This is a genomic window from Acinetobacter sp. LipI_19 (genome assembly GCF_058242925.1).
On the sequence record NZ_JBZAYK010000001.1, the window covers coordinates 2,573,035 to 2,598,084 of the forward strand.

19 protein-coding genes are annotated in these 25,050 nt (G+C 37.4%); 9 read left to right on the forward strand and 10 right to left on the reverse strand.

Features of this window, described 5'->3' with window-relative positions; genetic code table 11:
• The first annotated feature begins 305 nt into the window (after positions 1-305).
• Together AC4CVF_RS12555 and AC4CVF_RS12560 are read left to right on the forward strand one after the other, a co-directional pair.
• Positions 306-1,766, forward strand: coding sequence for a CYTH domain-containing protein (locus AC4CVF_RS12555; RefSeq protein ID WP_336954492.1), 1,461 nt, complete (start codon positions 306-308; stop codon positions 1,764-1,766).
• Between the two features lie 464 nt (positions 1,767-2,230).
• Positions 2,231-3,700 carry a CYTH and CHAD domain-containing protein gene (locus AC4CVF_RS12560; RefSeq protein ID WP_336954491.1) on the forward strand — a complete coding sequence of 490 codons (1,470 nt, stop codon included), beginning with the start codon at positions 2,231-2,233 and terminating at the stop codon, positions 3,698-3,700.
• A 91-nt stretch (positions 3,701-3,791) separates the two neighbouring features.
• Here AC4CVF_RS12560 and tsaA read toward each other — a convergent pair whose 3' ends face one another.
• Complete coding sequence (gene tsaA, locus AC4CVF_RS12565; RefSeq protein WP_336954490.1) at positions 3,792-4,520, reverse strand: tRNA (N6-threonylcarbamoyladenosine(37)-N6)-methyltransferase TrmO; 729 nt, start codon at positions 4,518-4,520, stop codon at positions 3,792-3,794.
• Positions 4,521-4,619: 99 nt separating this feature from the next.
• Between tsaA and AC4CVF_RS12570 the strand changes: the two genes are divergently transcribed.
• Positions 4,620-5,399 (forward strand): ferredoxin--NADP reductase, encoded by a 780-nt coding sequence (locus AC4CVF_RS12570; RefSeq protein WP_004721908.1) that lies wholly within the window; start codon positions 4,620-4,622, stop codon positions 5,397-5,399.
• 174 nt (positions 5,400-5,573) lie between these two features.
• Here AC4CVF_RS12570 and AC4CVF_RS12575 read toward each other — a convergent pair whose 3' ends face one another.
• Entirely contained in the window at positions 5,574-8,348 is a 2,775-nt protein-coding gene (locus AC4CVF_RS12575; RefSeq protein ID WP_419360364.1) for a M16 family metallopeptidase, read from the reverse strand.
• Positions 8,349-8,498: 150 nt separating this feature from the next.
• Positions 8,499-9,329, reverse strand: coding sequence for a PhzF family phenazine biosynthesis protein (locus AC4CVF_RS12580; protein WP_490789554.1), 831 nt, complete (start codon positions 9,327-9,329; stop codon positions 8,499-8,501).
• Positions 9,330-9,510: 181 nt separating this feature from the next.
• On the opposite strand from AC4CVF_RS12580, the gene AC4CVF_RS12585 reads away from it, so the two are divergent.
• Positions 9,511-9,840, forward strand: coding sequence for a DUF8200 family protein (locus tag AC4CVF_RS12585; RefSeq protein ID WP_419360368.1), 330 nt, complete (start codon positions 9,511-9,513; stop codon positions 9,838-9,840).
• Positions 9,841-10,058: 218 nt separating this feature from the next.
• Here AC4CVF_RS12585 and AC4CVF_RS12590 read toward each other — a convergent pair whose 3' ends face one another.
• On the reverse strand, positions 10,059-11,450 hold the full coding sequence (locus AC4CVF_RS12590) for an L-cystine transporter (protein ID WP_034612245.1): 1,392 nt from the start codon (positions 11,448-11,450) through the stop codon (positions 10,059-10,061).
• 196 nt (positions 11,451-11,646) lie between these two features.
• Here AC4CVF_RS12590 and AC4CVF_RS12595 point away from each other — a divergent pair, with 196 nt between their 5' ends.
• The 3 genes from AC4CVF_RS12595 (at position 11,647) to AC4CVF_RS12605 (ending at position 15,592) form a co-directional block, all read left to right on the forward strand.
• Positions 11,647-12,222: a flavin reductase family protein gene (locus AC4CVF_RS12595; RefSeq protein WP_096733614.1), complete on the forward strand. Its 576-nt coding sequence runs from the start codon at positions 11,647-11,649 to the stop codon at positions 12,220-12,222.
• Positions 12,223-12,478: 256 nt separating this feature from the next.
• Positions 12,479-13,660, forward strand: a complete 1,182-nt coding sequence (locus tag AC4CVF_RS12600; RefSeq protein ID WP_490789555.1) for a YbfB/YjiJ family MFS transporter — start codon at positions 12,479-12,481, stop codon at positions 13,658-13,660.
• Between the two features lie 573 nt (positions 13,661-14,233).
• Positions 14,234-15,592 carry a nucleobase:cation symporter-2 family protein gene (locus AC4CVF_RS12605; protein WP_336953861.1) on the forward strand — a complete coding sequence of 453 codons (1,359 nt, stop codon included), beginning with the start codon at positions 14,234-14,236 and terminating at the stop codon, positions 15,590-15,592.
• A 96-nt stretch (positions 15,593-15,688) separates the two neighbouring features.
• On the opposite strand, the gene AC4CVF_RS12610 is transcribed toward AC4CVF_RS12605, so the two are convergent.
• From AC4CVF_RS12610 to AC4CVF_RS12620, 3 genes are all read right to left on the reverse strand, one after another.
• Positions 15,689-16,918: an alpha/beta hydrolase family protein gene (locus AC4CVF_RS12610; RefSeq protein ID WP_419820678.1), complete on the reverse strand. Its 1,230-nt coding sequence runs from the start codon at positions 16,916-16,918 to the stop codon at positions 15,689-15,691.
• A gap of 147 nt (positions 16,919-17,065) precedes the next feature.
• Positions 17,066-17,944 carry a 4-hydroxybenzoate octaprenyltransferase gene (gene ubiA, locus AC4CVF_RS12615; protein ID WP_419361313.1) on the reverse strand — a complete coding sequence of 293 codons (879 nt, stop codon included), beginning with the start codon at positions 17,942-17,944 and terminating at the stop codon, positions 17,066-17,068.
• A gap of 17 nt (positions 17,945-17,961) precedes the next feature.
• The gene (locus tag AC4CVF_RS12620; RefSeq protein ID WP_336953864.1) at positions 17,962-18,459 is read right to left on the reverse strand and encodes a chorismate--pyruvate lyase family protein; all 498 of its coding nucleotides are present in this window, start codon (positions 18,457-18,459) and stop codon (positions 17,962-17,964) included.
• Positions 18,460-18,725: 266 nt separating this feature from the next.
• Here AC4CVF_RS12620 and AC4CVF_RS12625 point away from each other — a divergent pair, with 266 nt between their 5' ends.
• A complete protein-coding gene (locus AC4CVF_RS12625; RefSeq protein WP_336953865.1) occupies positions 18,726-20,264 on the forward strand; it encodes a DUF4139 domain-containing protein in 1,539 nt (512 codons plus the stop codon).
• An 82-nt stretch (positions 20,265-20,346) separates the two neighbouring features.
• On the opposite strand, the gene rnk is transcribed toward AC4CVF_RS12625, so the two are convergent.
• From rnk to AC4CVF_RS12640, 3 genes are all read right to left on the reverse strand, one after another.
• Positions 20,347-20,754 (reverse strand): nucleoside diphosphate kinase regulator, encoded by a 408-nt coding sequence (gene rnk, locus AC4CVF_RS12630; RefSeq protein WP_234622805.1) that lies wholly within the window; start codon positions 20,752-20,754, stop codon positions 20,347-20,349.
• A gap of 255 nt (positions 20,755-21,009) precedes the next feature.
• Positions 21,010-22,263 (reverse strand): serine hydroxymethyltransferase, encoded by a 1,254-nt coding sequence (gene glyA / locus AC4CVF_RS12635; protein WP_262085493.1) that lies wholly within the window; start codon positions 22,261-22,263, stop codon positions 21,010-21,012.
• Between the two features lie 160 nt (positions 22,264-22,423).
• Positions 22,424-23,650, reverse strand: coding sequence for an alpha/beta hydrolase family protein (locus AC4CVF_RS12640; protein WP_419328635.1), 1,227 nt, complete (start codon positions 23,648-23,650; stop codon positions 22,424-22,426).
• A 631-nt stretch (positions 23,651-24,281) separates the two neighbouring features.
• On the opposite strand from AC4CVF_RS12640, the gene AC4CVF_RS12645 reads away from it, so the two are divergent.
• Positions 24,282-24,983, forward strand: coding sequence for a 3'-5' exonuclease (locus AC4CVF_RS12645; RefSeq protein ID WP_336953867.1), 702 nt, complete (start codon positions 24,282-24,284; stop codon positions 24,981-24,983).
• Positions 24,984-25,050: the final 67 nt, after the last annotated feature.

Sequence of the window (25,050 nt, forward strand, 5' to 3'; positions counted from 1 at the left end):
ATCATCCTGTTTTATTTTTAATCAGCTTAGTTTATTTTATGCTGCAATAACAGCCAAATTCAATATCAAGTCTGTTGACAATTCATCTATATTTACGACTTCAAGTATTGCCCAGACCATACAAGTCACGAAATAGGAAATTTTGTCATTCTAAATATTTAATGAGTAACGATATTGCGGTAAAAAATACTCAAATGGCATGCTATACAAGTCTTCTGATGACACATTTTAAGTTACAATGCCCGATTAAACATTCAATAATGTTTAATTATCTAATAACCATGATTAACACTTAGGACCCTCACATGCTTGAAGTTGAATTAAAGTTTCAAATTCCGGAAGCCCGCCGCAATGCACTCCTCAAAGCATTAGATCCTAAAAAATCCCAAATTATTCAATTACAAGCAAAATACTACGACACACCTGATCGTCAGATGTCCCAACACGGCGCTGCACTACGTCAACGCTTAGAAGGAACACGTTGGGTACAAACATTAAAAGCCGCCACCAAAAGCCATTTACAACGCTTTGAAGACAATATTGATTTAGGTGAGCTTGCTGAAGCCCCACATTTAGATATTGATATTTACCAGAATAAACCCGAAGCACTTGCTGTTTTAAAAAATGCATTGGGGGATAAATTTGATGAACTCCAATTACAATTTGAAACCGACATCCAACGTACCATCCGTGTGATTCAGTTTGAAGATGCTGAAATTGAAATCAGCCTCGATATTGGTGAAGTCAGAACCGAAACCTCAAAACAAGAAATTCATGAGGTTGAATTTGAGTTAAAAAGTGGCTCAATTCAATCGCTTTTAGCTTTTAGTTTTGAGTGGGTTAAAAAGTATCATTTGTGGCTTGATGTACGTAGCAAAGCTGAGTTTGGACACTTATTAACTGTGGATCAAAAAGTCAGTCCAGCACAGCTCAGCAAAGAAACCATTTTAAATAAAAAAGACACTGCAGATAAAAATTTACGAGTGCTTATTGCCAGTCAATTACAACATTTATTGCCAAATATTGCCGCGATTTCTGCACAGGTTGCCCAACCTGAACATATTATTCAAGCACAGACGGCCCTACACCATTTACACTTAAGTCTTTCTCTTTTTAAGGATTGGACAGATACCAAAACGGATAAATGGTCACATCAACTTTCAGCGTTTGAGAGTCATTTTAAAAACTTACAGCATTTTGAACATATGCAACGCACATTAGGTGCTTTACTGCAAAATCCGAAAACGGCGCAAAGTTTAGATCGGGATATTTTGTATGCCAATGAAAAACTTATCAATTTGGTCAAATCAACTCAAAATGTGCAGCACTATTTAGAATTACTCATGTTCAGTTTAGGACAGTCTGCGAAAGCGCCAACCCATGACTTAAAATGGTTTGCGCAAAATACATTGCAAAATCAGTATCGACAGTTACAAGAAAGTTTAAATGAAGCCGATCTATCTGACCTTGAAAGTTTAGAAGCGCTGGCTCAGCATTTAAATGAATTAAAATTTAGCTTTCCGATCCTAACCAATATCTATGATGTTAAGAACTTACAGAAATATGCGAAATCTTTAAATGATGCTCAACAAGCTTGTGAGCAATATCAAGTGCTTGCTTCATCATCATCTTACCTACAACAAACCGACCTAGAAGCCAGTGATTGGTTTGCCTTAGGCTGGCTTACCGCAAAACAAGAAGCTTATGCGGAAAAACTGCTTGAAGCGACAGAACAGTTCTTGGTTAGCCGTAAGTTTTTAAAATAAATCAGCAGCAAGAAGAGATGGTTTTATTGATTAAAGTTATTGAATAAAATCATCTCTTTAAATACTGCATAAAATTGAAGAATAGTAGTCGCGTGAGTATTCACGTTGCGAATTTGTAATCATTCATTAAAAACTCAAAAAAAACAATTTATCGGATTAAAATCGAAAGAATAAGTAGGGTCTGTTGACATTTCATAAATGGCTTGCGTTGTCGGCTAAAATTGAGCAGGCAAGGCATGAAACGAAGAGAATAGCGAGACTATTTTCGAGTTTCATAACGCAGACTGAGATAATTTTAGCCACAACCCTTCAGGACTAGCGTGTTTTTTGCTGCTACATCGTTACGAACTATTTATTTAGAATGACTAAATTTCATATTTCGTGCCTTGTATCATCTAAAAAACACTCTTAGTCGCAAACGTAGACGAATTGTCAACAGACCCTAATAGAATGGAACGATAAGCATGTTTGAAATTGAATTGAAATTCCAAATACCTGAAGAAAAGCAAGAAATGCTCATTAAAGCGTTTCAAAGAAAAGATACCAATATTCAGCACTTACAAGCCAAATACTATGATACGGCACAATTTATTTTGTCTGAGCATTCCATTTCGCTTCGTCAACGCCTTGAAGATGATCAAGAAAATAAGCAATGGGTACAAACCCTCAAACTTCCAACAGAACAAAGACTCAAACGTGCAGAATTTGAGGAAAACATCGGAAGCTCAGAAATAGGATTAGATCTAAAAAATTATCTCAGTAATAAGCATATTGCTAAAAATATTAAACGCTTATTAGAGCAACATAAAGACGGATTAGAAGTTCAGTTTCAAACAGACATCGAAAGAAAACTCAGTTTATTTAAATTTCAAAATAGTGAAATTGAAGTCAGTTATGATCATGGTCATATCATCGCCCATCAACAGCATCTCGCATTACGTGAATTAGAATTTGAACTGAAACAAGGTACTGTTCAAGATCTAATTTCTTTTATCTTACCTCGGATGAAACGCTATAACTTATGGCTTGATACCCGTAGCAAAGCGCAACAAGGTTTTCAGCTTGCACAAAATACTCCAGACAATCCCGTACAGTTGCAAACGCCACTTATTCTTGATTCAAAGGATCATCCTGAGAATGCATTAAAAAAGATTGTGAATAATTGTCTATCTCATCTACTCCCCAACAGTACAGCAATTGCATCTGGAAACTTTAATTCCAAACATATTCATCAGGCACGTGTGGCAATACGTCGCTTAAGAAGCGCTTTAAAAACCTTTTCGAATTGGTCTTTGCATATCGATCCCACTTGGCAAACTCAGTTAACCGAACTATTTAGACAACTTGGTTCGGCTCGTGATTTAGATATGATTCGAGAAGAGTTATTACCTCAGCTTGAAGCGGCTGGTGCACCTAAGTTTAAACTTCCAGAACCTCAAGATGTTGATTCGCAAAAATTAACCAAACTGTTTAGATCTTTTAATTTTAATTATTTAGTCCTATCCCTGATTCAATTTATTGCCCAAGAATCAAATGAAAAATCTCAAATAGCTGTACATAAAGCAGCATTTAAAAAAGTTAGGCAATTACATCGCAAAATTCAAACTGATGCGAAAAACTATTTAAATTTAGACATCGAAGCACGGCACCGTACTCGTAAAAACTTAAAGCGTTTGCGTTATAGTATTGAGTTTGTAGCATCATTATCGGATAAAAGCCAAGTCAAAAAATATTTAAAAGCCATTAAACCTGCTCAAGAAAGTTTAGGTCTCTACAATGACCTGATTGTTGCTGAAGATGTGTTAAAAAAATTGGTCAAAACAGAACCCCAAGTCTGGTTTGCTTTGGGCTGGGTTGCCGCAGAACGGCAACGGCTTTTGCTGAAATCACAACAAGATTTGCTGCAGTTTGCCAAGACAGCCACTTTAGAGTAATTGTAGATACTCTCCTGCTCTTTAAACCGAGATGCTCCGATCACTGCGAACAAAAGCGCATAAGTTTTAAGCAGGATATGGAATCACGTTTTCAATAACTGAACGACTCAATGCCCTGTATCAGGATCCCCTCTTCTACACAACTAAATTTAATATTAAATTTCCCAAAACGCATTCCATAAATACGTGCATCATCATGCTGATAAGCTGGTCGAGGATCTAAAGCCAGTACCGACTCAAGTTCAGCGATATATTTTTGGTCCATGTCAGCTGTTTGAAGAAATTTACTTTTTAATTGCTGTGCATGCTCAGACCAAATAACCTGTTTACGAACAGGCTCATGCTGGGCATAACCACTTTGCGCCGCATCCACAGCATCAGAATAATGAATATAAGGTTTAATATCGACAATTGGCGTACCATCTAAAAGGTCGCTGCCTGTCACATATACACGAACTGCATTACCCTCTTTTTTAACGGCTTTAAGTTGTACTACAGATAAGCCAATCGGTGCAGGACGATACATACTGCGTGTTGCAAATACACCGATTTTTTTATTTCCACCTAACCGTGGTGGCCTCACTTGAGGACGGAATTTATCTTTATCTTGTTGATTTTTATTGTCATGAAACTGCCAGATCAACCATAAATGACTAAACTCTTCGATTCCCTCAAATGCTTCCAAGACGTTGTAGGGTGCATGCATTTCGATAAAAGACTCCACCTGAACCAGATTTGGTTGTCGAGGAATACCAAATTTTTCAACATAAGGAGAACGCATAATCCCAATAATCGGGAGACTTAACTCAGTCATAATCATTTTTTCTGATAAGTTCAATTAAATATATTCAGTTTATCGAGAATGATTTTAGATTAGAATAGCAGGCTGTTCTAATTTGATAATTTATTGAGACCTTTAATGGCTGCTTTCAACGTCGAAAAGATTACTCACGTACACCACTGGAATGACACTCTATTCAGTTTTAAGACCACACGTGATACTGCATTACGTTTTAAAAATGGTCAATTTGTGATGATTGGTCTTGAAGTCAATGGTAAGCCTTTAATGCGAGCATATTCTATTGCAAGCGCTAACTACGAAGAAGAATTAGAGTTTTTCTCAATTAAAGTGCCTGATGGTCCTTTAACTTCTATTTTGCAAAAAGTAAAAGTTGGCGATGAAATTCTAATTTCAAAAAAACCTACAGGTACTTTGGTACTTGATGATTTGAATCCAGGTAAAAACTTATACCTTCTTTCATCGGGTACGGGGTTAGCACCGTTCTTATCAACGATTCGCGATCCTGAAACCTATGAACGTTTTGAGAAAGTTATCGTGGTACATGGTACACGCTTTATTTCTGAATTGGCTTACCAAGACCTGATCCTCAACGAACTTCCAAACAATGAGTTTTTTGAAGAGCTAGGTATTAAAGACAAATTGGTTTACTACCCAACTGTGACCCGTGAAGATTTCCATACGCAAGGTCGTGTAACCACTGCGATTGAATCTGGTGCATTATTTGAAAAAATTGGCTTACCACGTTTTAATCCAGAAACTGACCGTGCAATGCTGTGTGGTAGCCCAGCATTCCTTGACGATGTTGTCGAGCTCCTTGATCAACACGGCCTCAAAGAATCACCTAAAATGGGTGTTTTAGGCGACTATGTGATTGAACGCGCATTTGTTGAAAAATAATTTATTTTTCAAGCATCGTTAAACTGAAAACCGAGGTCCAATACCTCGGTTTTTTGAGTTTAATGAATATAAATTAGTACAGTTTGACGGCTCTTTTTTATAAATCTTGTATCTTTATAAAAAAGAAAGCCATACAAATGTATGGCTTCCTTAAGTCAATGAGTAATTAAATCATCAATTTAGATTTTTCTGAGCTTGACCATATTGGTCAGCCATCACTTCAACCAATTGATCAGGTTTAATATACTTCTTAATCACAGCATCTACATCCGCTTTGGTCAGTTGAGCAAACTCTTGATCTCTTAAAGCACGACTATCCATTTTCTTATTGCGTTCAAGCTGGCTGTTTAACATACGATGAATCACACGTTCATCTTCTAAAGACGTTACACGTTGCTTCATGATATTGGCTTTAGCCGCTTCCAACTCCTGACTGGTTACTCCAGTCGCTAATAAGTCATTCAGCACTTTACGCACCACTTGCGATACTTCAGCAGATTTTCCTGCTGTGTAATTGGCTTCGATCGACAATGCACCTGCTTCATTAAAAGAGTCCAAGTTTAATTGACTACCAAAACCATAAACCAACGCATTTTTTTCACGAAGCTCTTGTCCTAAACGTGAAGACAATTGCGAGTCACCCAAAATATAACTAAAGACAATCAGTGCTGCGGCATCTTTATTGTCTACACCTACAGGTAAGGTCTGCAAAGCTTGATAACTACCAAACTCACGTTGTTCTGAAAGGGCATGCACTTTCTGCGCTTTATAAGGGGTAAATTCTGTTGATAAACGCTGATAAGGTTGTTTAGCTGACCAATTTCCAAATTGTTGCTCAAGTAACTTCTTGATCGGTTTTGCATCATATTGCCCAGTGATAGAAATAAAGGCATGGTCCATTGCAAAGTATTTTTTATACAAATCAATAACTTGTTGATTGGTTGCTGCTTGAATCTGTTGTTTAGCCAGTTCTGGTTCAAAATGATAACGTAAATCACCTGGCTGATAGGTTTCAAGTAGGCGCGCAATGGTTAAAGAGGATACTGTTTCAGGCTCAGTATATGGTCGATCCAAACTAGATAAACTTTGTAATTTAATTAAATCAAATTGTGATTGTTCAAACTTAGGGCTCTTCATCACCGACACGATATATTTAAAGAACTCTTCAAATTTTTCTTTTTTCGCTGAAATTTGAATAGTAATCCCGTTATCCGATGCCGTCGCAGTTGCTGCACCACTTGCTTCAATAGTTTTATCTGCAATATTCTGTAAGCTATATTGCTCAGAAGCACGTAATAATAAATAAGCCGTAAAATCGAGAATTTGTGCCTTATTCATTAAAGATTCAGCTGTACCAAAATTAACCTCAATGGTTGCATAGGTTTTATCATCACGTGTCGAGGTTGGGAATAAAGCATACTTCATCCCATTTTTTAAAGTGCCACGTTGAATCTTTTTCTCTGTTGCAGTTAAATATTGTTTCGATTTTTCAACATATTGGGCAACTTCCGCTTGATAAACACTGACATCTTTTAACGGTTCTACTGCAGCAGCTTGTTGATCTAAAGTTTTTGGTTTTTCAGCAGCTTGCTTTTGCTCTAAGGCCTTTTTCTGGTCTTCAGGTGTCGGTTGAATATCACCATTAAAACGGTGCTGTTCAGTTAAAAATGCTTTTAAAGTTGCATTAGTTTCAGCTACGCTTAACTTTTGAATGGCTTGTTGATCTTTAAAATATTGTGCCCAATTACCATGAGACGACACCACATAATCACTTAACATACCACCAACAGCAGCAGCACTGGTCAATAAACTCTCGTTGGCATTCTGGATTAGATTTTTAACCCGTTTTAATTCGACATCATCAAAGCTTTTATTTTTTTCTACACCGGCAATCAACGCACTGTCAATTTTTTGAGCATCATGGTTTGGTGCATAAATCGCCCCCATAAACACCAAATTAAAATCATCATCTAACCATGTTGTCGACTGAACATTGGTCGCTACACCAGTTTCTACCATGCTGGAATATAGATGACCACTCGGTTGTAAGGTATATAAATATGGCGCAAGTGCTAATACTGGCTGAATTTTTTCATTCTTACCATTCATATAAATATTGAATTTGGCAAGATCACTGCCCTTTTTCACCACAAAATTACGATTTTTTATGGTTGAAGAATCAAGTAAAGGTACTGTTGCTTGTTGAGGAATCTTACGTGCAGCTATCGCACTAAAGTTTTTATCAATGGCTTTTAAAACTTCTGCTTTATCAAATTTACCAGCAATCACCATTACCGCATTATTCGGTGCATACCAGTCTTTATAGAATTTGTTCAATTCATTCATTTTAATTGACTGTAGTTCAGCAAGATCACCAATTGGTAAACGACCTAATGACTTGTTGCCATAGGCTGCTTTCCACATTTGATCCATCAGCACAGCAAAAGGCTGATCCATACGCACTTCGCGTTCGCGCATCACAATATTGATTTCTGAAGGAACGAATTGTTCTTGAAGCACCAATTTGTCCATACGTTGTGACTCTAAATAAATCACTTCATTTAGGGTGTTTTGGTCTGGGCGTACAATATTGGTATATTTAGTCGAATAATAATCGGTACTGGCATTGGTCATTAACGTATATTGATCTAAACGGCGTTGAAATTCTTCACCTTTTACATCTTGTGTGCCTTTAAAGGCTAAATGTTCAAGTAAATGTGCAAGACCACCTTTGCCTTGTGGATCATTTAATGAACCGGTCAAATAAACCGTATTCATAAAGACTTTACTTTCTTTGTCATTCGGTGCAAGTAAAACTCTAAAGCCATTCTCTAGCTTATATTCTTCGATATTATGTTCAGATTTAACCAGGATGGCTTGAGCAAAACTAGACGCACTAAAACCAAGAATACAAAGCGACAAGGTGAGTTTTTTCAACTGCATGAGCATAGGAGAATCCAGAATTTTTTAAATTTTAAACATTTATAAGCTAAACATCTTAAGAAATTCTGAACAAAATTTATAGTAAAGTTTTGAAAAAAGAGCCGTTTATTTCAACGGCTTTTGTAATGATTTGAACATGTCTATCTTAAAATCAATTTAAATAAAAATCTCAGCTTGCATAAATAACTGTGCATAGCCTGAAATTTCTATACGTTGACTATCCTGAATAGCACAAAACAATTTTCCACCGCGCGCTGATGCCTGATAACCAATAAGTTGTGTTTTACCTAGCTTTTCAGCCCATAAGGGCGCTAGACCAGTATGCATTGAACCTGTTACAGGATCTTCATCTATTCCTTTATGTGGAGCAAAATAGCGAGCAACATAATCATAATCGTTTGAAGCTGCGGTAATGGTCACATCATAGCCTGCAGACTCAGCAGTTAATGCGGTACTCACATGATACTGTTCTGCAATTTTTCGGATATTGGTTAAGTTTGGTGTTGCATCAATCACATCTTGTGCAGATTCACAAATTAAAATATACGCTTGCGCATTGAGGTAGACTTCTTTAAAAGGCTGATCAATGACATGATTCAATAACGCTGGATAATCGATCACTTTTTGTGGCTGACGAATCGGGAAATTCATCAGGATCTTTCCATCCTCAGCTTGCTGGATGATAAAAATACCCAAATCTTTAACATGAAAATGAATCGTCTTCGCTTGGGTATAGTCTTTAAATAAAACAAATGCTGAAGCTAAGGTTGCATGCCCACAAAAATCGACTTCAACCTGTGGTGTAAACCAGCGAATTTGATAATTTTCATCATCCATGCGTTTGACAAAAGCAGTTTCTGCCAAATTATTTTCTAAGGCAATATTTTGCATCAGAGCATCATCCAGCCAGTCATCTAAGACCAATACAGCAGCAGGGTTGCCCTTAAACAATTCTTGTGTAAAAGCATCAACGTGGTACATTTTCATTGTCAAAACTCCTCATTTTAATCTATTCTAAGCAATACTAAAAATGATTACAGATACAGTCTAAGTTTTAAAATGGTTACAGTTGAAGCTTGATCGTATTGACCATTCAAAATACACCTGTTTTATAGATTCATTTGAAGTTTATAATCTTTCCTAGATCAATAATGATGGAATAAGCACGATGAAAATAAGCATAAAACTCAAAAGCGTCGTTATAAGCAGCCTAATCCTATGTTCTCCACTGACTTTTGCAGCCGATACCATTTGGATTGCTGGAACCACACATAAAGGAACAGTTACCGTACCTATAGAGAATGGCCCTAATGTGGTTTGGAAATGCGATGGTACTGTATGTCGAATGTCTGGTCCTTGGGGCAATCAACTTTCAATCGACTCATGCCAAAGTTTGGTCTCTCGAATTGGAAAAATCACCTTCTATAAAAATTCTGCTGGAAAAATTTGGACAAAAAATTCAAAAGAATTGGCTGAGTGTAATCAAGCTGCAAAATAGAACGCTTTAGCACCAGCAGACCATCATATTTATCAGAAATATGATCGTGATAAACTGCTATTTATAGTCGTGAATACTCTGACTTGTTTTAATAAATCAGCGTGTAATGAATATGCATTTAATGAATCAGAGTTTGACTGATAAACTTTAGTTGAAAAAAAACACCTAAATGTAATTTAGGTGTTTTTTATGGCGTTTAAATAATATTGAAAAATAGGTTAACTATGTTTTAACTCTTCTCTCTCATCTGAAAGCAAAATGCTTTGATCTGTCTGCCCCATCAATTGACTGGTCACAACACCTGCAGTCATCGAACCATCAACATTTAACGCAGTACGCCCCATATCAATCAAAGGTTCAATGGAAATCAGCAAAGCCACCAAAGTTACGGGTAAACCCATAATCGGTAAAACAATCAGTGCAGCAAAGGTTGCACCACCACCGACACCTGCAACGCCAATTGAACTTAAAGTCACTACGCAAGCTAAAGTTAAAATCCAGATCGGATCAAGTGGATTAATCCCTACTGTTGGGGCAACCATCACCGCAAGCATCGCAGGATATAGACCCGCACAACCATTTTGTCCAATCGTTGTACCAAATGAAGCAGAAAAGCTAGCAATAGACTCAGGCACACCCAAACGGCGAGTTTGTGCTTCAATATTTAATGGAATACTTGCAGCACTCGAACGGCTGGTAAAAGCAAAGGTTAATACAGGTAAAACCTTTTTAAAGAAGCGGATTGGGTTAACGCCTGTCAGCAACAATACAATTGCATGTACTGCAAACATGATGGCTAGCCCCAGATAAGAGGCAACCAAAAAACCACCAAGATTAACAATATCAGCGGCTTTAGAACTTGCTACGACTTTCGTAATCAAGGCAAATACACCATAAGGTGTAAGCGTCATCACCAATCGAACTAACTTCATCACCCACGCTTGCAAAGTATCAATTGCAGTGACGATACGTTGGCCTTTTTCGGCATCATCTCTGATCAGGTTAAGCCCTGCCAAACCGAGCATCGTAGCAAAGATCACCACACTAATGATTGAGGTTGGATGTGCCCCAGTGAGTTCAGCAAATGGATTTGTTGGCAAAAAAGATAAAATAAAATCAGGTACATTTAAGTCTGTGACTTTACCAATATATTCAGATTGAATTGCTTCAAGACGTGCTGTTTCCTGTGTCCCTTGTACAAGACCAGCCGCACTTAATCCAAATAGATTGACCACAAACACGCCAACCAAAGCGGCAATAAATGTGGTAATTAGTAATGTACCAATGCTAAAAATACTAATCTTGCCTAATGAGGATGCATTATGTAACTTAATCACAGCACTCAGGATCGAGACCAGCACTAATGGCATCACCACCATTTGTAAAAGCTTAACATAACCATTTCCAACGATATTAAACCATTGAATAGACTCAGTTAAAATTTCAGAATTTGTACCATAAACCCAATGTAATCCTAGCCCAAATACCACACCTAAACATAAACCGGCAAACACTTTTTTAGCCAGACTCCAATCTGTCTTTCTGGTTTGCATCAGCAGTATGATCAAGGCAATGAATATGACAATATTCAAAATGAGCGTATAGTTCATTCGAGTTCCAATAGTTTTGATCGTTTTATTATAAGCTTATTGTGAAATATCCAATAGTCTTTAGCATTTTTTGATATTTAAGTGTTGTTTTCTCAACATGTACTATTAATAATAAAAACATTACTTTAGCTTACTCATGAATTTTTTGTATAAGCTTATACAAATAAAGACTAACACCCAGAATATAGGCCATCTTATGAATTCACATATCCAAACTGTTGAACTTTCTAAGGCTTATCGCCTGTTAAATCACGGTCCAACCGTGCTTGTCTCAGCCCAGTATGAAAACGAAAACAATGTTATGGCAGCAGCTTGGGCTTGTGCCCTAGAACTTGTGCCTGCCAAAGTGAGTGTGGTTTTAGACAAAAGTACAAAAACTCGTGAATTAGTTGAAAAGTCAGGGCATTTCATCCTACAGGTACCGACACTCAAACAACTTAAACTGGTACAACAATTAGGCTCAATCAGTCAGTTTAATGACCCTGAAAAACTCTCACACTGCCATACGCCACTTTTCCAATTTGAGGGATTTCAGCTCCCTGCGGTTGAAGGCTGCGCTGCATGGTTGATCTGTGAACTGATTCCTGAACCGCATAATCAACAAAGCCATGATTTATTTATAGGCAAAGTCGTCGCTGCGTATGCGGATGATCGTGTATTTCGCAATGGCCACTGGTATTACCATGAAGTTGGTGCTGAATGGAAAAGCCTACATCATGTTGCAGGTGGACATTACTATACGATCGGAGACCCTGTAGATGCCAATCTATAAGCTTAATCCTTACGAATTTTTGCTTGTCGATGGGTCAATCTGTTTTAAATCATGTTCAATTCATAATTGTACAATGATCTAAAGTGACTTAGCCCTTGATCTTAATCGTACATATCCTGCAATAAGCTCCGATTTTACCCTCTGGTTAAGTTGTGTGAATAAGCCTTGATTATTCCTAAACTAAATACTGATTATTTATTGTCATTTTTTTAAATTCACCTTAAGGTGAATTAACGGAAAATGGATAATCTGCATAATGACCAAGATCGGATCGAATAAAATTCAGCTGAGTATCTTCCTATGCCTGTGTATGTGTTTAGGCATTGGCATTCTCCGATTTTCCTATACTGCATTATTGCCCTCTACCCGTCTTGCTTATCATTGGGACTCCAGCTTTGCCAGTATATTAAGCAGTGCAAATTTGTTGGGGTATTTAATTGGTGCATTTTGGGCAATGAAATTGCCTCAAAACTTTACCATGCCTCGATATATCATTTTGGCGGCATTTTCTGGAACGGTGAGTTTACTCAGCTGTGCTTTTTCAGGTCTTCCCGAAAGCTGGTATGTCTTTTGGCGAGTCATTTCAGGCATCAGTGGTGGCTTATTGATGATCCTAGCTCCCAGTATTGTTGCACATTGCAGCAAAGCTGAAGAACGGCTAACCATCAATTTTATCGGCTTTAGTGGTATTGGCATTGGAGTATTATTGGCAACCCTGTTTTTGCCTTATCTTGACAGAATCAACACACAATCTGCATGGATGATTTTATTTGCATTCTCTGCTGTCATTTGTTTGGTCATTGTTTATTTACTCAATCAGTTTAAAGATCATCTGGATCATATCAACGTAACAAACAATCAAACAGGGACAGTTAATGGTATGTATTTTAGTTTGCTGGTTGTCTATGCTTCTAGTGCTTTTGCCTATGTTCCTCACTCATTGTTTTGGATTGATTATCTTAAAAACACCCTACATCTTAATCTATATTTGATTAACTTGAATTGGATTTTGTATGGTGCAGGCAGTGCCTTAGGTGCAATCAGTGCTTACTTATTAGCTCGAAAATTCGGCAATTCTACCGCATTAAAAATATTATATAGTCTGTATGTTTTTGCGATCTTGATTGCTATTTTTTCAACTCATCCAATCCTTACCTATACATCATCCTTTTTTACTGGTTTGCTTAATCCTGCTGTGGTTTTCCTTACTTCATATACCATTTTACATCTTTATCATGTGGCCTATAAAAAACTATGGAGCATGGCAACATTAGCTTTTGCTGTAACCCAATTGGTCGGTGGAATCTGTTTTAGTAGCTTACAGCATTGGGGTGTCTCCTATCATCAGCAATTTATACTTGCCTCATGTGTACTTGCTGTAGGTACAGCACAATTTTTTATCTATTCTCAAACCCATCAAGTCATTAATCATAAATAAAACTTAAGTTTTTATGAAATTTTAGAAACTATTGGTTATTAATTCATTTTTCATACTTTTGAATCCTATATAGTTATCCTACCGTAGGGAGACAGGGATGCCGCCACATCTGTATACAAATGTGGGAGCACAGGACGTAACCTCGCCCAACGCGAGATTTTTGTCATCTTTTCATCTGAGCAAGAACAAAGCACTGCTTTGTTTGCAACGCAAGAGTGAGGCATCGCCTAGGCAAAAATATTTAAACTTTGAAACTAATGTGTGATATTGCAATCTTGTTATAATCAAACAATTTATTTTCCAATACAATTGATTTAATTAAAAATATTAATTAAGAGAATCTCTATTCTTTTGTCTAATTTGTTTGACAGGTTGACTATAAAACCAATCTAAACACGCTAAGCTTTATCCACTATGAAGCAACCTGTTTTACACACAGAAATAATTTAAATATCAACCTCAAGCAAATAAGTTTTAGCGTTCACTAAAAGCATTTTTCTTACACTTATTGACCATTTGGCATATAAATTGCTCTTTGTAATGCATGGATGGCAAAGTCATAAAGGTTTTAAGATGAATACTGAAATTAAAAAAATTCAACCTGAAGATGAAGTTTTAAGTGCAGGAAAGAACCTAACATTTGGTTTACAACATGTACTCACCATGTATGGTGGTCTGATTGCAGCACCTTTGGTTGTAGGCACGGCGATCGGTTTAAATGCAGCTGAAATTGCCTTATTAATTACGGCATCTATTCTTGTGGGTGGTTTGGCAACATTACTACAAACGCTTGGAATAAAGTGGTTTGGTGCAAAACTCCCAATTGTACAAGGCACTTCATTTGCTGCTGTCGCAAGCATGATCGCGATTGGTACAACTGGGGGAAATATCCAAACGATTTTTGGTGCTGTGATTGTCAGTTCTATTTTCGGGATATTGATTACCCCCTTTTTCTCAAAAATAGTGCGTTTCTTTCCACCGATTGTGACGGGTTCAATTATTACTATTATTGGGATTTCACTTTTACCTGTTGCAATCCGCTGGATTATGGGCGGTAATCCTAAAGCTCCCGAATGGGGCTCACTGGAAAATATTGGGATTGCGGCCTTTACCCTCGGTATACTACTTGTGGTGAGCCGCTTTGGTTCAGCTACAATGGCGCGACTAGGCGTACTCATTTCAATTATTGTTGGTGCAATTTTTACCATCCTGCTTGGTGTTGCCGACTTTTCAAAAGTGAGCGATGGTGATTTATTTGCTTTTCCACACCTATTTGCTTTTGGTCTACCCAGCTTTGAAATGTCCGCTATCTTAACCATGTGTATCGTGACCATTGTGATCCTTACTGAAACAACAGCCAGCCTATTAGCGATTGGTGAAATTGTTGATACAAAAATGGATAGTCATCGTTTGGCAGATGGTTTAAGAGCCGACATGCTATCTTCTGCGATTGCGCCATTATTTGGTTCATTTATGCAATGTGCTTTTGTTCAAAACGTGGGACTGGTTGCCATTTCAGGTGTGAAAAGTCGTTTTGTAGTAGCAACGGGTGGCGCTATTTTAGTTGTGCTGGGTTTATTACCGATTTTTGGACGCTTAATTGCTGCGATTCCGATGCCTGTTTTAGGTGGAGCAGGTATTGTTTTATTTGGTAGTGTTGCAGCAAGTGGTATTCGTACATTATCTAAAGTGGATTATCAAACCCAATCCAATCTCATCATCGTTGCTGTGTCAATCTGTGTCGGCTTAATTCCTTTAATCAGCCCTGATTTCTTTCATGCCTTTCCCAAAGTATTCCAAACTTTATTTCATTCAGGAATAAGCGCAACGTGTATAGCAGCAGTATTACTCAATATTTTCTTTAATCACCTTTCATTTGGTAAAAAACCTGTTCGATCTTCGGTAAAAAATGTACAAACGGCCATACATTGAGATAAAAAAAGCAGAGCTTTAATAAAAACTCTGCTTTTTTTACTTTCTATTTAACTACTAAGAACAGCAAATGATTGGATGCTTCTCTTAAAGCCATTATTTTGTGGTTGGCATATGCTTTTTAATAAAGGCAACCAATTCAGCGTTCTTTGCAACAATCGCTTCAATATGGTTAGCTTCATCTACAAGTAAGAACGTCACATCTGTACCCATATTTTTTAAATCTTGCTGTAATTTTTCAGTCACTTGATAAGGTACTGCCATATCTAATTTACCCTGAATAATCATTACTGGGCTATTAATTCTCTTGGTTGCAGGTTGGTTCTCAGCTAAGAATTTTTTCACCGTCGGATTTTGTTGGAAAGTATCGACCAATGCGGGATAGTCTAAAACGGTTTTGCCAGGATTTTTAACAATATAATCACGAATATCATCGGAAAATTTCTTATGTAAGTCATCGAAACATAAGCCATTTTCACCTGTTGAACCTTCAGCCTCTGCAGCAATATCTCTTGAACGCTCTTTAAAAACTTCTCGATAATTAAACTTAGGCTCACTTGCTGTTATACCCACAGTAGCATAAGCAGTATATGTCAATAATTCTGCATATACATCAATCGCGGTAGCTACCTGCCCAGCTTGAAGAAGTCTTTGAATTGCTTGTGGCGCAACGACAGAAATAATATCACCTAAACTTGAGGCAGGTGCGCCTGCGACAGCACCTCTATAATTGGCATCACTATTGGAAAGCTCAGCAGTTCCTAAAGAACCATGCCCACCCTGCGATTGCCCGACAGACATCCATTGACCATTGATCTGATTACCATAGCGCTCTTTATATGCTTTCACTGCATAAATCGCTGAGTTAGCCTCACTCTTTAGATTTAAATACGGATGCATACCTGGTGTACCCAAGCCTTCATAATCTGGAGCAATAATCACATAACCTTCATTTAACAGGCTTTGCGCCATATTTTTAAATCGTGGGTTAAATTTATTTCTACTTGGGGCGCAACTATCACCAACGCCCACCGTGCCATGCTCCCAAACCACAACTTTCCAACCATCTGCAGGTCGTGTTGTTTTGGGGATGAAAACCATCGCTGTGGCTTTCTTGGTTTCACCAAGTACATTTGGCATATTATAAGTCATGACTTTGACCGATGTAGCCTCATTGATTACATCAGAATTATATGTATTTTCAGATACATAATCCTTATTTGAACCCCAATTATTCCAGTTATTATCATCATCATTACATGCAGTCAATAATAATGCTGAACCGCAAGTAATAGCTAATAGTGTCCGTTTAAATCCTACTTTCATTAAAAAGTCCTCAGTTTTTATTGTTTGAACAGCTCCCTGTTCACCACTAATTAAGCATAAAAAAAAGCATCTTGCTAGAATGCTTTTAACTAAATAGTAAAATAATAGATAAATATAGATTGTAATCTTAAATTTAAATTCAAAAAATCAAATTAATGCAATAAAAATTCCAATAAAGATGATTAAACCAACCCAACGATTGTGCCTAAATGCCCAAAAGCATAATTGTGGATCACGATCTTTAGTTTTTGACCATTGATAAATGAAATCAGCAACAACCAATAATAATGTAATCAAGCCAAACGGAATCAATATGTTTTCTAAATATAATGCCGAACCAATCAACAATACACTGGTCAATTGCAACAAAGAGATGATTTCAATATCATATTTTCCAAAAAGAATAGCTGTTGATTTGACCCCAATTTTTAAATCATATTCACGGTCTGTAATTGCATATTGAGTATCGTAAGCCACTGTCCATGCTAAATTCCCAAAATAAAGCAACCAACAGGTCCAATCTAAGGGTTTTCCCATTGCAGTAAATGACATCGGAATCCCCCAAGAAAATGCCATTCCTAACACCACTTGCGGTAAATGGGTATAACGCTTCATAAATGGATAAATAAATGCAAGCACTAATCCTGCAAGTGCGCAATAAAAAGTCGCAATCGGTAAGAAGAATAATGTACAGGCACTCGCTGCAACCAAGCCAATAAAGACCCAAATCGCTTCTTTAGCAGAGATGACTCCAGTTGCGAGTGGACGATGTTTAGTCCGCTCTACATGGGCATCTACTTTACGATCAGCAAAATCATTGATTGCACAACCCGCAGCACGCATAAAGATGGTTCCTAAGACCATTGCAACCAGCGTTACAATATCTGGAATTCCATCTGCAGCAATCCATAATGCCCACATGGTGGGCCACAAAACCAATTCTGTTCCAACGGGTTTATCAAAGCGACATAGATAATAATAAGCTTCTAACCGTTGTCGCCAAGTGGTTTGTTGCGCTATCGACATGACAGTCCTTAAATACTCTATTTTGAAATATTCTGTTGATGTAAAAATTGCTCAAAAGCAGGTAAAAAAGTTTCTTGAACAATAAATTTACAACCATGCCAAGTATAACAACTTTGCCGCGTCCAACCTTCTTCTAATTTTAAAACACGGCGTTCACATAACGGATTGGTACGTTGAAATAAATATTTTCCAATTGGCTGCGTTCGGATGTGCTTAAACAAACGTGCTTTGCCATGGATACTTAAAATGGGAAATATACTTTTTGCCTTGACCCAAGGTTGTTCATCACAACCAAATAAATAACTTTCACGCACCCAGGAGGTGTGTTGATGCGACATTAGCATCCATTGACTATCTAACAAGGTCATTCTTTGATAATGCTCATGAATCGGTTGAACTTTAAATCGCCCACCTGCTGCCTCAGTCAATTGTTGAGTCAGCGAACCTTGTGCATACAACCATGCTTTTAATTCAGGAGGAAATTTCTTATCCCGTATTGTGCATGATTGTTTCAATGTTCAGCCCTTCAATTTTTGGATGACTCAGTGTAACTTAATTTTTTTAATTTGTTTGACTTGATCTTGCAATTATTCAAAACTAGCTGAAAAATCCATCAAGTTAAATATAAATAAGCTTTCTCTTAGGTCTAAAATTTAGCCAATCCTCAATACTCAATTACGTTCAAGCATCCTTAAATGCTTATATCACTATTTTGATTTGTATGACTTTCTGCTACATTTTAGCTTTAAAATTAATCGAATGTATTTTAGGGCCCCTCATAATGAATATAAAAACAGCACTCCAACTCACTATTTTATGCGCTCCTTCAACATATTGTTTTGCGCTTAACTTATCCAACGCCCCCATTCAACAAGTCACCCTGTATCCCACACTGGCAAAAATCGAACGAAGCTTTCCAGTACAAGCAGGAGAACAACTCATTACACTAAATGGGCTTGCAGCAAACTTCAATATAGACCAATTGCAATATCAAAGTAGCAATATTGAAGTCAATGCTGTGTCTCATACAGATAGTGCAATTGATAAACCTGCAGGAAATGAATCTGCTCAATTACGTCATCACATTGAAAGCATAAAAAAACAGATTTCTGAACAAAACTCGATTATTCAAGCTGCTGAATTACAAAATAAGTTCTTAGAAAATGTCATTAAAGGTTCCGCGCCAAAAGTCCGTAAACAGGCTTACGAGGCTTTTATTGCCATTGACCAAGCCAAGGCCGAGAAAGAAAAATTACAACAACGCTTACAAGAGCTTGAACAGGATCTAAATGCCATTGGAGATAGTGAGTTTAATCAGCGAACACTAAAATTTTATGTCAATGCCCCACAACGGGGTGAAATTAAAATTAGCTATATGGTTCCTTATGCACGCTGGCAGCCGATCTATAAAGCTGAGTTAAACACCCAAACCAAGCAAATCAAGCTGACACGTATGGCAATGATTGCTCAAAAAACTGGTGAAGACTGGAACAATGTTAAATTGGCATTATCCACAGCAACCCCACAAAACTATATTCAACAAGTTCAACCCCAACAATGGTGGGTAAACTATTATGAACCAGAACCAGTACGACCAATTTATCCAGCACCCGCACCTATTGCAATGGCTGAAATGAGTTATGATAGAAAGTCCACTGCCGCAGTAAAAAAATCGCCCCCTCAATTTCCACAGTTTCAAACGGCTGATTTAAATTTTAGTACTGAATTTCGTTCAGAAACCAAAGCATCCATTCCAAGCAGCCAACAACAAATCTATTTACCTTTAAGTACTGAACAATATGCGGCTAAACTTTCAGTTTGGGCGATTCCAAAACAGAGTACTCAAGCCACAATTAATGCTGAAATTTCAAAACTTGATCAAAATTGGCCTTCTGGAATTGTAAAACTATATCGTGATGGCGACTATATTGGGCAAAGAGCTTGGAGCAATAGCGCAGATGAAGCACTTCAAATGAGCTTTGGTACAGATGATCAAATTCAAGTTAAAGTCACTGATTTAACCGACAAAAAAAATCCAGTCAAAGGTACTCAATCTGAAACCATACGAAAACAGCAATATTCAGTACAGAACCTGCATAACTATCCAATTCAGGTTACGATTTTTGAACCTGAACCACAAAGCCAGAACGGTAAACTCAGCACTCAATCGACCTATAATATTCCACCGACTGCAACACAATGGAATGGACAACCCAATATCAACCAATGGCAAATTGATTTAAATCCGAAACAGATTTATAAATTAGATATTCAACATCAATTTAAATATCCAAGCAAAGGGAGAACTTCAGGGTTTTAACTTTCGGTTTTTATACAAAATTTAGCCCAGTGATTACTGGGCTTTAATTTGGTCACGTAAATATCATTAATTTTGACATTTATTAGAGATAATCGCCTTCTCTTTCTGGCTGATACAATATTTTTTCAATTTTTACTTTCATCAAATGACCATCTGGCTGTGGCCATTCAATTTCCTGCCCTTCTGCCAATCCAAGAATTGCAGTACCTACAGGTGCAACAACATTGACCTGCCCTGTCTCACCACGAAAATCATGTGGATAAACCAAAGTAATTTCGGTTGCTTCCGTCGATGGTGCAATGGTGATTAAGACTTTTGCATTCATGGTTACTACATTTGGAGGCATATCTTGAGGCGCAACCACATCTGCTCGCGCCAATTCCTCTTCTAAATGTTGCATCGTCACAGTCAACTTCGACTGATGTTCCAACATCGTTTCTAAGCGATGTAAATCTTGTTCTGAAATAATAATATTTGGTTTACTAGCCATGTGCCTAATTCCTTCGATCTTTCACATCATTTGGGTATAGCAGCGATTTATAATGGGTCTGTTGACATTTTATAAATAAATTAAGCCACAAGCCGTAAACTACAGCATGCAACCTATATGTCGGAAACATGAAACGAAGTATCAATAAACTCCCATAATCTACTTCTTTTATAACAGATATTTACTTCGATGTTTAAGCTTATTGAACAACCATAAAAAAAGCCCCCTTGAGAGGAGGCCTTCTCAAGTTAATGCTTATTTAGCATAAACGGGGAATTTTGCACAAACCGTTTCAACTTTTGCTTTAACCGCATTGATCACAGCTTCATCACCTTTTGCATCGAGGATATCCGCAATCCAACCCGCCAAGTCGCGAACTTCCGCTTCACCAAAACCACGTGTTGTTACTGCTGGCGTACCGATACGGATACCTGAAGTAACAAATGGAGAACGTGGATCATTTGGTACAGCATTTTTGTTTACAGTAATATGAGCAGCGCCTAACCAAGCATCAGCATCTTTACCTGTCACATCTTGCTTAATTAAAGACAACAAGAATAAATGGTTTTCTGTACCACCAGATACAACATCATAACCACGTGAAATCAATACTTCAGCCATTGCTTTAGCATTTACAACCACTTGTTTTTGATATTCTTTGTATTCAGGCATCATTGCTTCTTTAAAGCAAATTGCTTTTGCTGCTATAGCATGAACCAATGGACCACCTTGGTTACCAGGGAATACAGCAGATTGAAGTTTTTTCTCAATTTCTTCGTTTGCTTTTGCAAGGATTAAACCAGAACGAGGGCCACGCAAAGTTTTATGCGTAGTCGTCGTTGTTACATCAGCAATTTGCACTGGGCTTGGATAGACACCTGCTGCAACTAGACCAGCAACGTGAGCCATATCTACAAATAAATATGCACCAACTTTATCCGCAATTTCGCGGAAACGTTGCCAATCTACAATTTGGCTATATGCAGAGAAACCCGCAACAATCATACGAGGTTTATGCTCTACTGCTAAACGTTCAACTTCTTCGTAATCAATTTCACCCGTTTCTGTATTTAAACCATATTGAACAGCATTATATGATTTACCAGAGAAGTTGACTTTAGCACCATGGGTCAAATGACCACCATGTGCCAAGCTCATACCTAAAACAGTATCACCTGGGTTGAGTAAAGCAAGATAAACTGCTGAGTTTGCTTGAGAACCTGCGTGTGGCTGAACATTTGCATAGTCAGCACCAAATAATGCTTTAGCACGATCGATCGCCAATTGTTCGATCACATCAACATATTCACAACCGCCATAATAGCGCTTGCCAGGATAACCTTCCGCATATTTGTTAGTGAGTTTTGACCCTTGTGCTTCCATAACAGCTGGTGAGCAATAGTTTTCAGATGCGATTAACTCAATATGAGCTTCTTGACGGGCATCTTCTTGAGTGATTGCTTGAGCAATTTCTGGATCAAATTCAGAAATAGAGATATTGGCGAACATTAGCGAGGTCCTATGAATTAGGGCTTTTAAGCCGTGCTAAGATTGCGCGTATTGTAGCATGAAGTTTGTAATTAAACAGAATGAAGTTTACTCCGTTTTAAATAAAAATGGCTCATGTTGAAAACATAAGCCATTTGCTAAAACCTACAATTTAAAATAGTTATTGTGCTGCAAACATTCCTTTTACATCAGCCACAATATTATCGATATTTAAGGCATAAGCTGTACTATGATCCCAAGCAGGATTGGTAATATAATTCACAGGTGTTGCCAGTGCTTTAGCTGTACCATATAAGGTATCTGTTGCCGCTTGAGGTACAGTGGTATCGGCTCCACCTTGGTAGATAATTACAGGCGTTTTAACTTGAACTTGTAAAGGTTGAGAATCTTTATTCAAGAAAGTTTGAACCACAGGTAGGGACATAAATGTATCTGTTTTTCTTGGATAATTTTTCAATGATCCATTGATTGCAACATACTGTCCCATTGCTCCCCCGAACTTATCGCCTAGTTGAGAAGAACAAACAGATTCTGCTTGTTTAGCAATCGCATCAGTCGGCACTTTAAAGACTTGGCTATAGTCTAAAGTTGGGTTTGCATTACGTAAGCCTGCCGCGATCAGAGCGGTAAACGTATCTAAAGATGCATAAACTGGAATCTGTTTATCAGGCGTTGCATTTGCCACGCTAGATTCTCCAGCATTTAGGATCAAATTCAGTTGTGACGCAGGTGCGACAGCAACCGTACCTTTATAATCTAAGCTTGCACGATCTGCGTATTGTGCAGCCCCCAAAGCAGCTTGACCACCTTGCGAGTGTCCAACAGTCACCCATTGTTTCGAAGCTTTATTGCCTAACCAATTTCGTGTTGCAACCACAGCATCTGTAATTGAATAAGCTTCACTTTTTACATTTAAGAATGGATGAAGTTCAGTTCCACTTGGCTCCCCTAAACCTTCATAGTCTGGTGCAACAACCACATAGCCTTCCGCAAGGAATTTAGAAATCATTCCTTTAATATAAACATTTGTCTCATTACGGCTTGGCGCACATATATCAGCGACACCGGTTGTACCATGCGCCCAAACCACAATTGGCCAACCTGAAGCTGGTGGCGCAGTTTTAGGAGTAAATACCAATGACGTTGCTTGTACTTCTGTGCCCTTCACTCCCTTCATCTTATACGTCATCACCACACTATCTGCAGCAACAGCAGTAAAATCAGTCTTGCTATATGCTGTAGGTGTGCCAACAACAGGATTTGTAATGTTATTTACATCAGTATTTGACGGCGATTCATATGAACCTCCCCCACTACCACCATTCTTACATGCTGTTAAAACCAGTCCAGAACTTAAAATTAAAACCGTTAATAATTTTTTTTTCATGTGAGTTATCCTTAAAACACAATTTTTTAAAATTAATTTATACGAGCTTAAGCGTATAATTATTTTATCAATACGTCAAAAAAAAATGTTAAGCAAGTTTTTTAATCCCGATTTTAAACATTGATTCAATATCATAAAGACCTGTAGCTCTTCAGCACTTAAATAAAGCCAAACAACTTTCTTATCAATTAATGTAAATACTACAGTTGGGAAGTGTTACATGACACACAAAAACTAAAACATAAAATAGAATACAACTTTGATTTCCCCCTAATTATTTGTATTTTTCACCTTATTCCCATAGCCCCCCTTGATAGATAAAAAAATGATCATGTTGGGTGAAGACTTTTGGTATTGAAAATTTCTTCTCATTTTAAGAGAAAGCTAGGATGAGGGGATTTTTATATTGATTTATAGTTTTAAAAAAGCTTTATCAAAGAAGCCTAATGCATTTAAGACAATTAAATTTGAATATTTTTCCGACTGCATGTATTTAAAAACCATAATTGAATAGGATTTAAGCAAAATCCAATGTTGATCTCGAATTTATATGACTTTAAATTGTATTTAGGGCCTAAAAAAGCTAGTTTAAGGAAGCTTTCCATTTATATATTGGTTGAGGAACAAAGGCATGCAAGCAATCATTTTAGATACTGAGACTCATACACTCAATGGCTTACCCATTGAAATTGCTTATGCGCCGATTCAAATTCAAGAAGGGAAATTGAGTCTAGATCGTGAACAAATGTTCGATCAGCTTTACAGTATTGGAAATGAAAAGATTTCTTTCGGCTCAATGGCTGTTCATCATATATTAGAATCAGATCTTACGAATCAACCAAATTTTTCCTGTTTTGAACTTCCTCAACAAACCCTTTACATCATTGGGCACAATATTGACTATGATATTCGCGCAATCCAACAATGTGGCGTAGATACAGCTCATATCAAAGCCATTTGTACACTTGCGCTTGCTCGTCTTGTTTGGCCTGATGCTGAAGCACACAATATATCAGCACTGATCTATATGATAAGTAAAGGCAGCGAAAAAGCACGTGAAATGTTAAAAGGTGCGCATCGTGCTGATGCAGATATTATTTTAACTGCAAACATCCTTATGCATATTATTTATCAATTGAAAATTCAAACAATTGAAGAATTATATGAAGCTTCAGAAGATGCACGTATCCCACGTAGTATTAACTTTGGAAAGCACCGTGGTACCGCTATTTCAGAATTACCTAAAGACTATGTACAATGGTTACTTCGTCAAGATGAGCTTGATCCATATTTACGCAAGGCTTTAGAGAATGCAAACATAGTCACACTTTAAGCTTGTGATTTGTAACAAGAAAGTCATATTAGTGTAATTTTCATTCTTTATTCTAGGGTCAATTTAT

Bases quoted from the DNA above. Each gene is read 5' to 3' on its own strand.
- AC4CVF_RS12600 (WP_490789555.1), top strand. From the start codon at position 12,479: ATGACCAAGATCGGATCGAATAAAATTCAGCTGAGTATCTTCCTATGC.
- AC4CVF_RS12555 (WP_336954492.1), top strand. From the start codon at position 306: ATGCTTGAAGTTGAATTAAAGTTTCAAATTCCGGAAGCCCGCCGCAAT.
- AC4CVF_RS12645 (WP_336953867.1), top strand. From the start codon at position 24,282: ATGCAAGCAATCATTTTAGATACTGAGACTCATACACTCAATGGCTTA.
- ubiA (WP_419361313.1), bottom strand. From the start codon at position 17,944: ATGTCGATAGCGCAACAAACCACTTGGCGACAACGGTTAGAAGCTTAT.
- AC4CVF_RS12575 (WP_419360364.1), bottom strand. From the start codon at position 8,348: ATGCTCATGCAGTTGAAAAAACTCACCTTGTCGCTTTGTATTCTTGGT.
- glyA (WP_262085493.1), bottom strand. From the start codon at position 22,263: ATGTTCGCCAATATCTCTATTTCTGAATTTGATCCAGAAATTGCTCAA.
- AC4CVF_RS12560 (WP_336954491.1), top strand. From the start codon at position 2,231: ATGTTTGAAATTGAATTGAAATTCCAAATACCTGAAGAAAAGCAAGAA.
- rnk (WP_234622805.1), bottom strand. From the start codon at position 20,754: ATGGCTAGTAAACCAAATATTATTATTTCAGAACAAGATTTACATCGC.
- AC4CVF_RS12570 (WP_004721908.1), top strand. From the start codon at position 4,620: ATGGCTGCTTTCAACGTCGAAAAGATTACTCACGTACACCACTGGAAT.
- tsaA (WP_336954490.1), bottom strand. From the start codon at position 4,520: ATGATTATGACTGAGTTAAGTCTCCCGATTATTGGGATTATGCGTTCT.
- AC4CVF_RS12605 (WP_336953861.1), top strand. From the start codon at position 14,234: ATGAATACTGAAATTAAAAAAATTCAACCTGAAGATGAAGTTTTAAGT.
- AC4CVF_RS12610 (WP_419820678.1), bottom strand. From the start codon at position 16,918: ATGAAAGTAGGATTTAAACGGACACTATTAGCTATTACTTGCGGTTCA.
- AC4CVF_RS12625 (WP_336953865.1), top strand. From the start codon at position 18,726: ATGAATATAAAAACAGCACTCCAACTCACTATTTTATGCGCTCCTTCA.
- AC4CVF_RS12580 (WP_490789554.1), bottom strand. From the start codon at position 9,329: ATGAAAATGTACCACGTTGATGCTTTTACACAAGAATTGTTTAAGGGC.
- AC4CVF_RS12590 (WP_034612245.1), bottom strand. From the start codon at position 11,450: ATGAACTATACGCTCATTTTGAATATTGTCATATTCATTGCCTTGATC.
- AC4CVF_RS12585 (WP_419360368.1), top strand. From the start codon at position 9,511: ATGAAAATAAGCATAAAACTCAAAAGCGTCGTTATAAGCAGCCTAATC.
- AC4CVF_RS12595 (WP_096733614.1), top strand. From the start codon at position 11,647: ATGAATTCACATATCCAAACTGTTGAACTTTCTAAGGCTTATCGCCTG.
- AC4CVF_RS12640 (WP_419328635.1), bottom strand. From the start codon at position 23,650: ATGAAAAAAAAATTATTAACGGTTTTAATTTTAAGTTCTGGACTGGTT.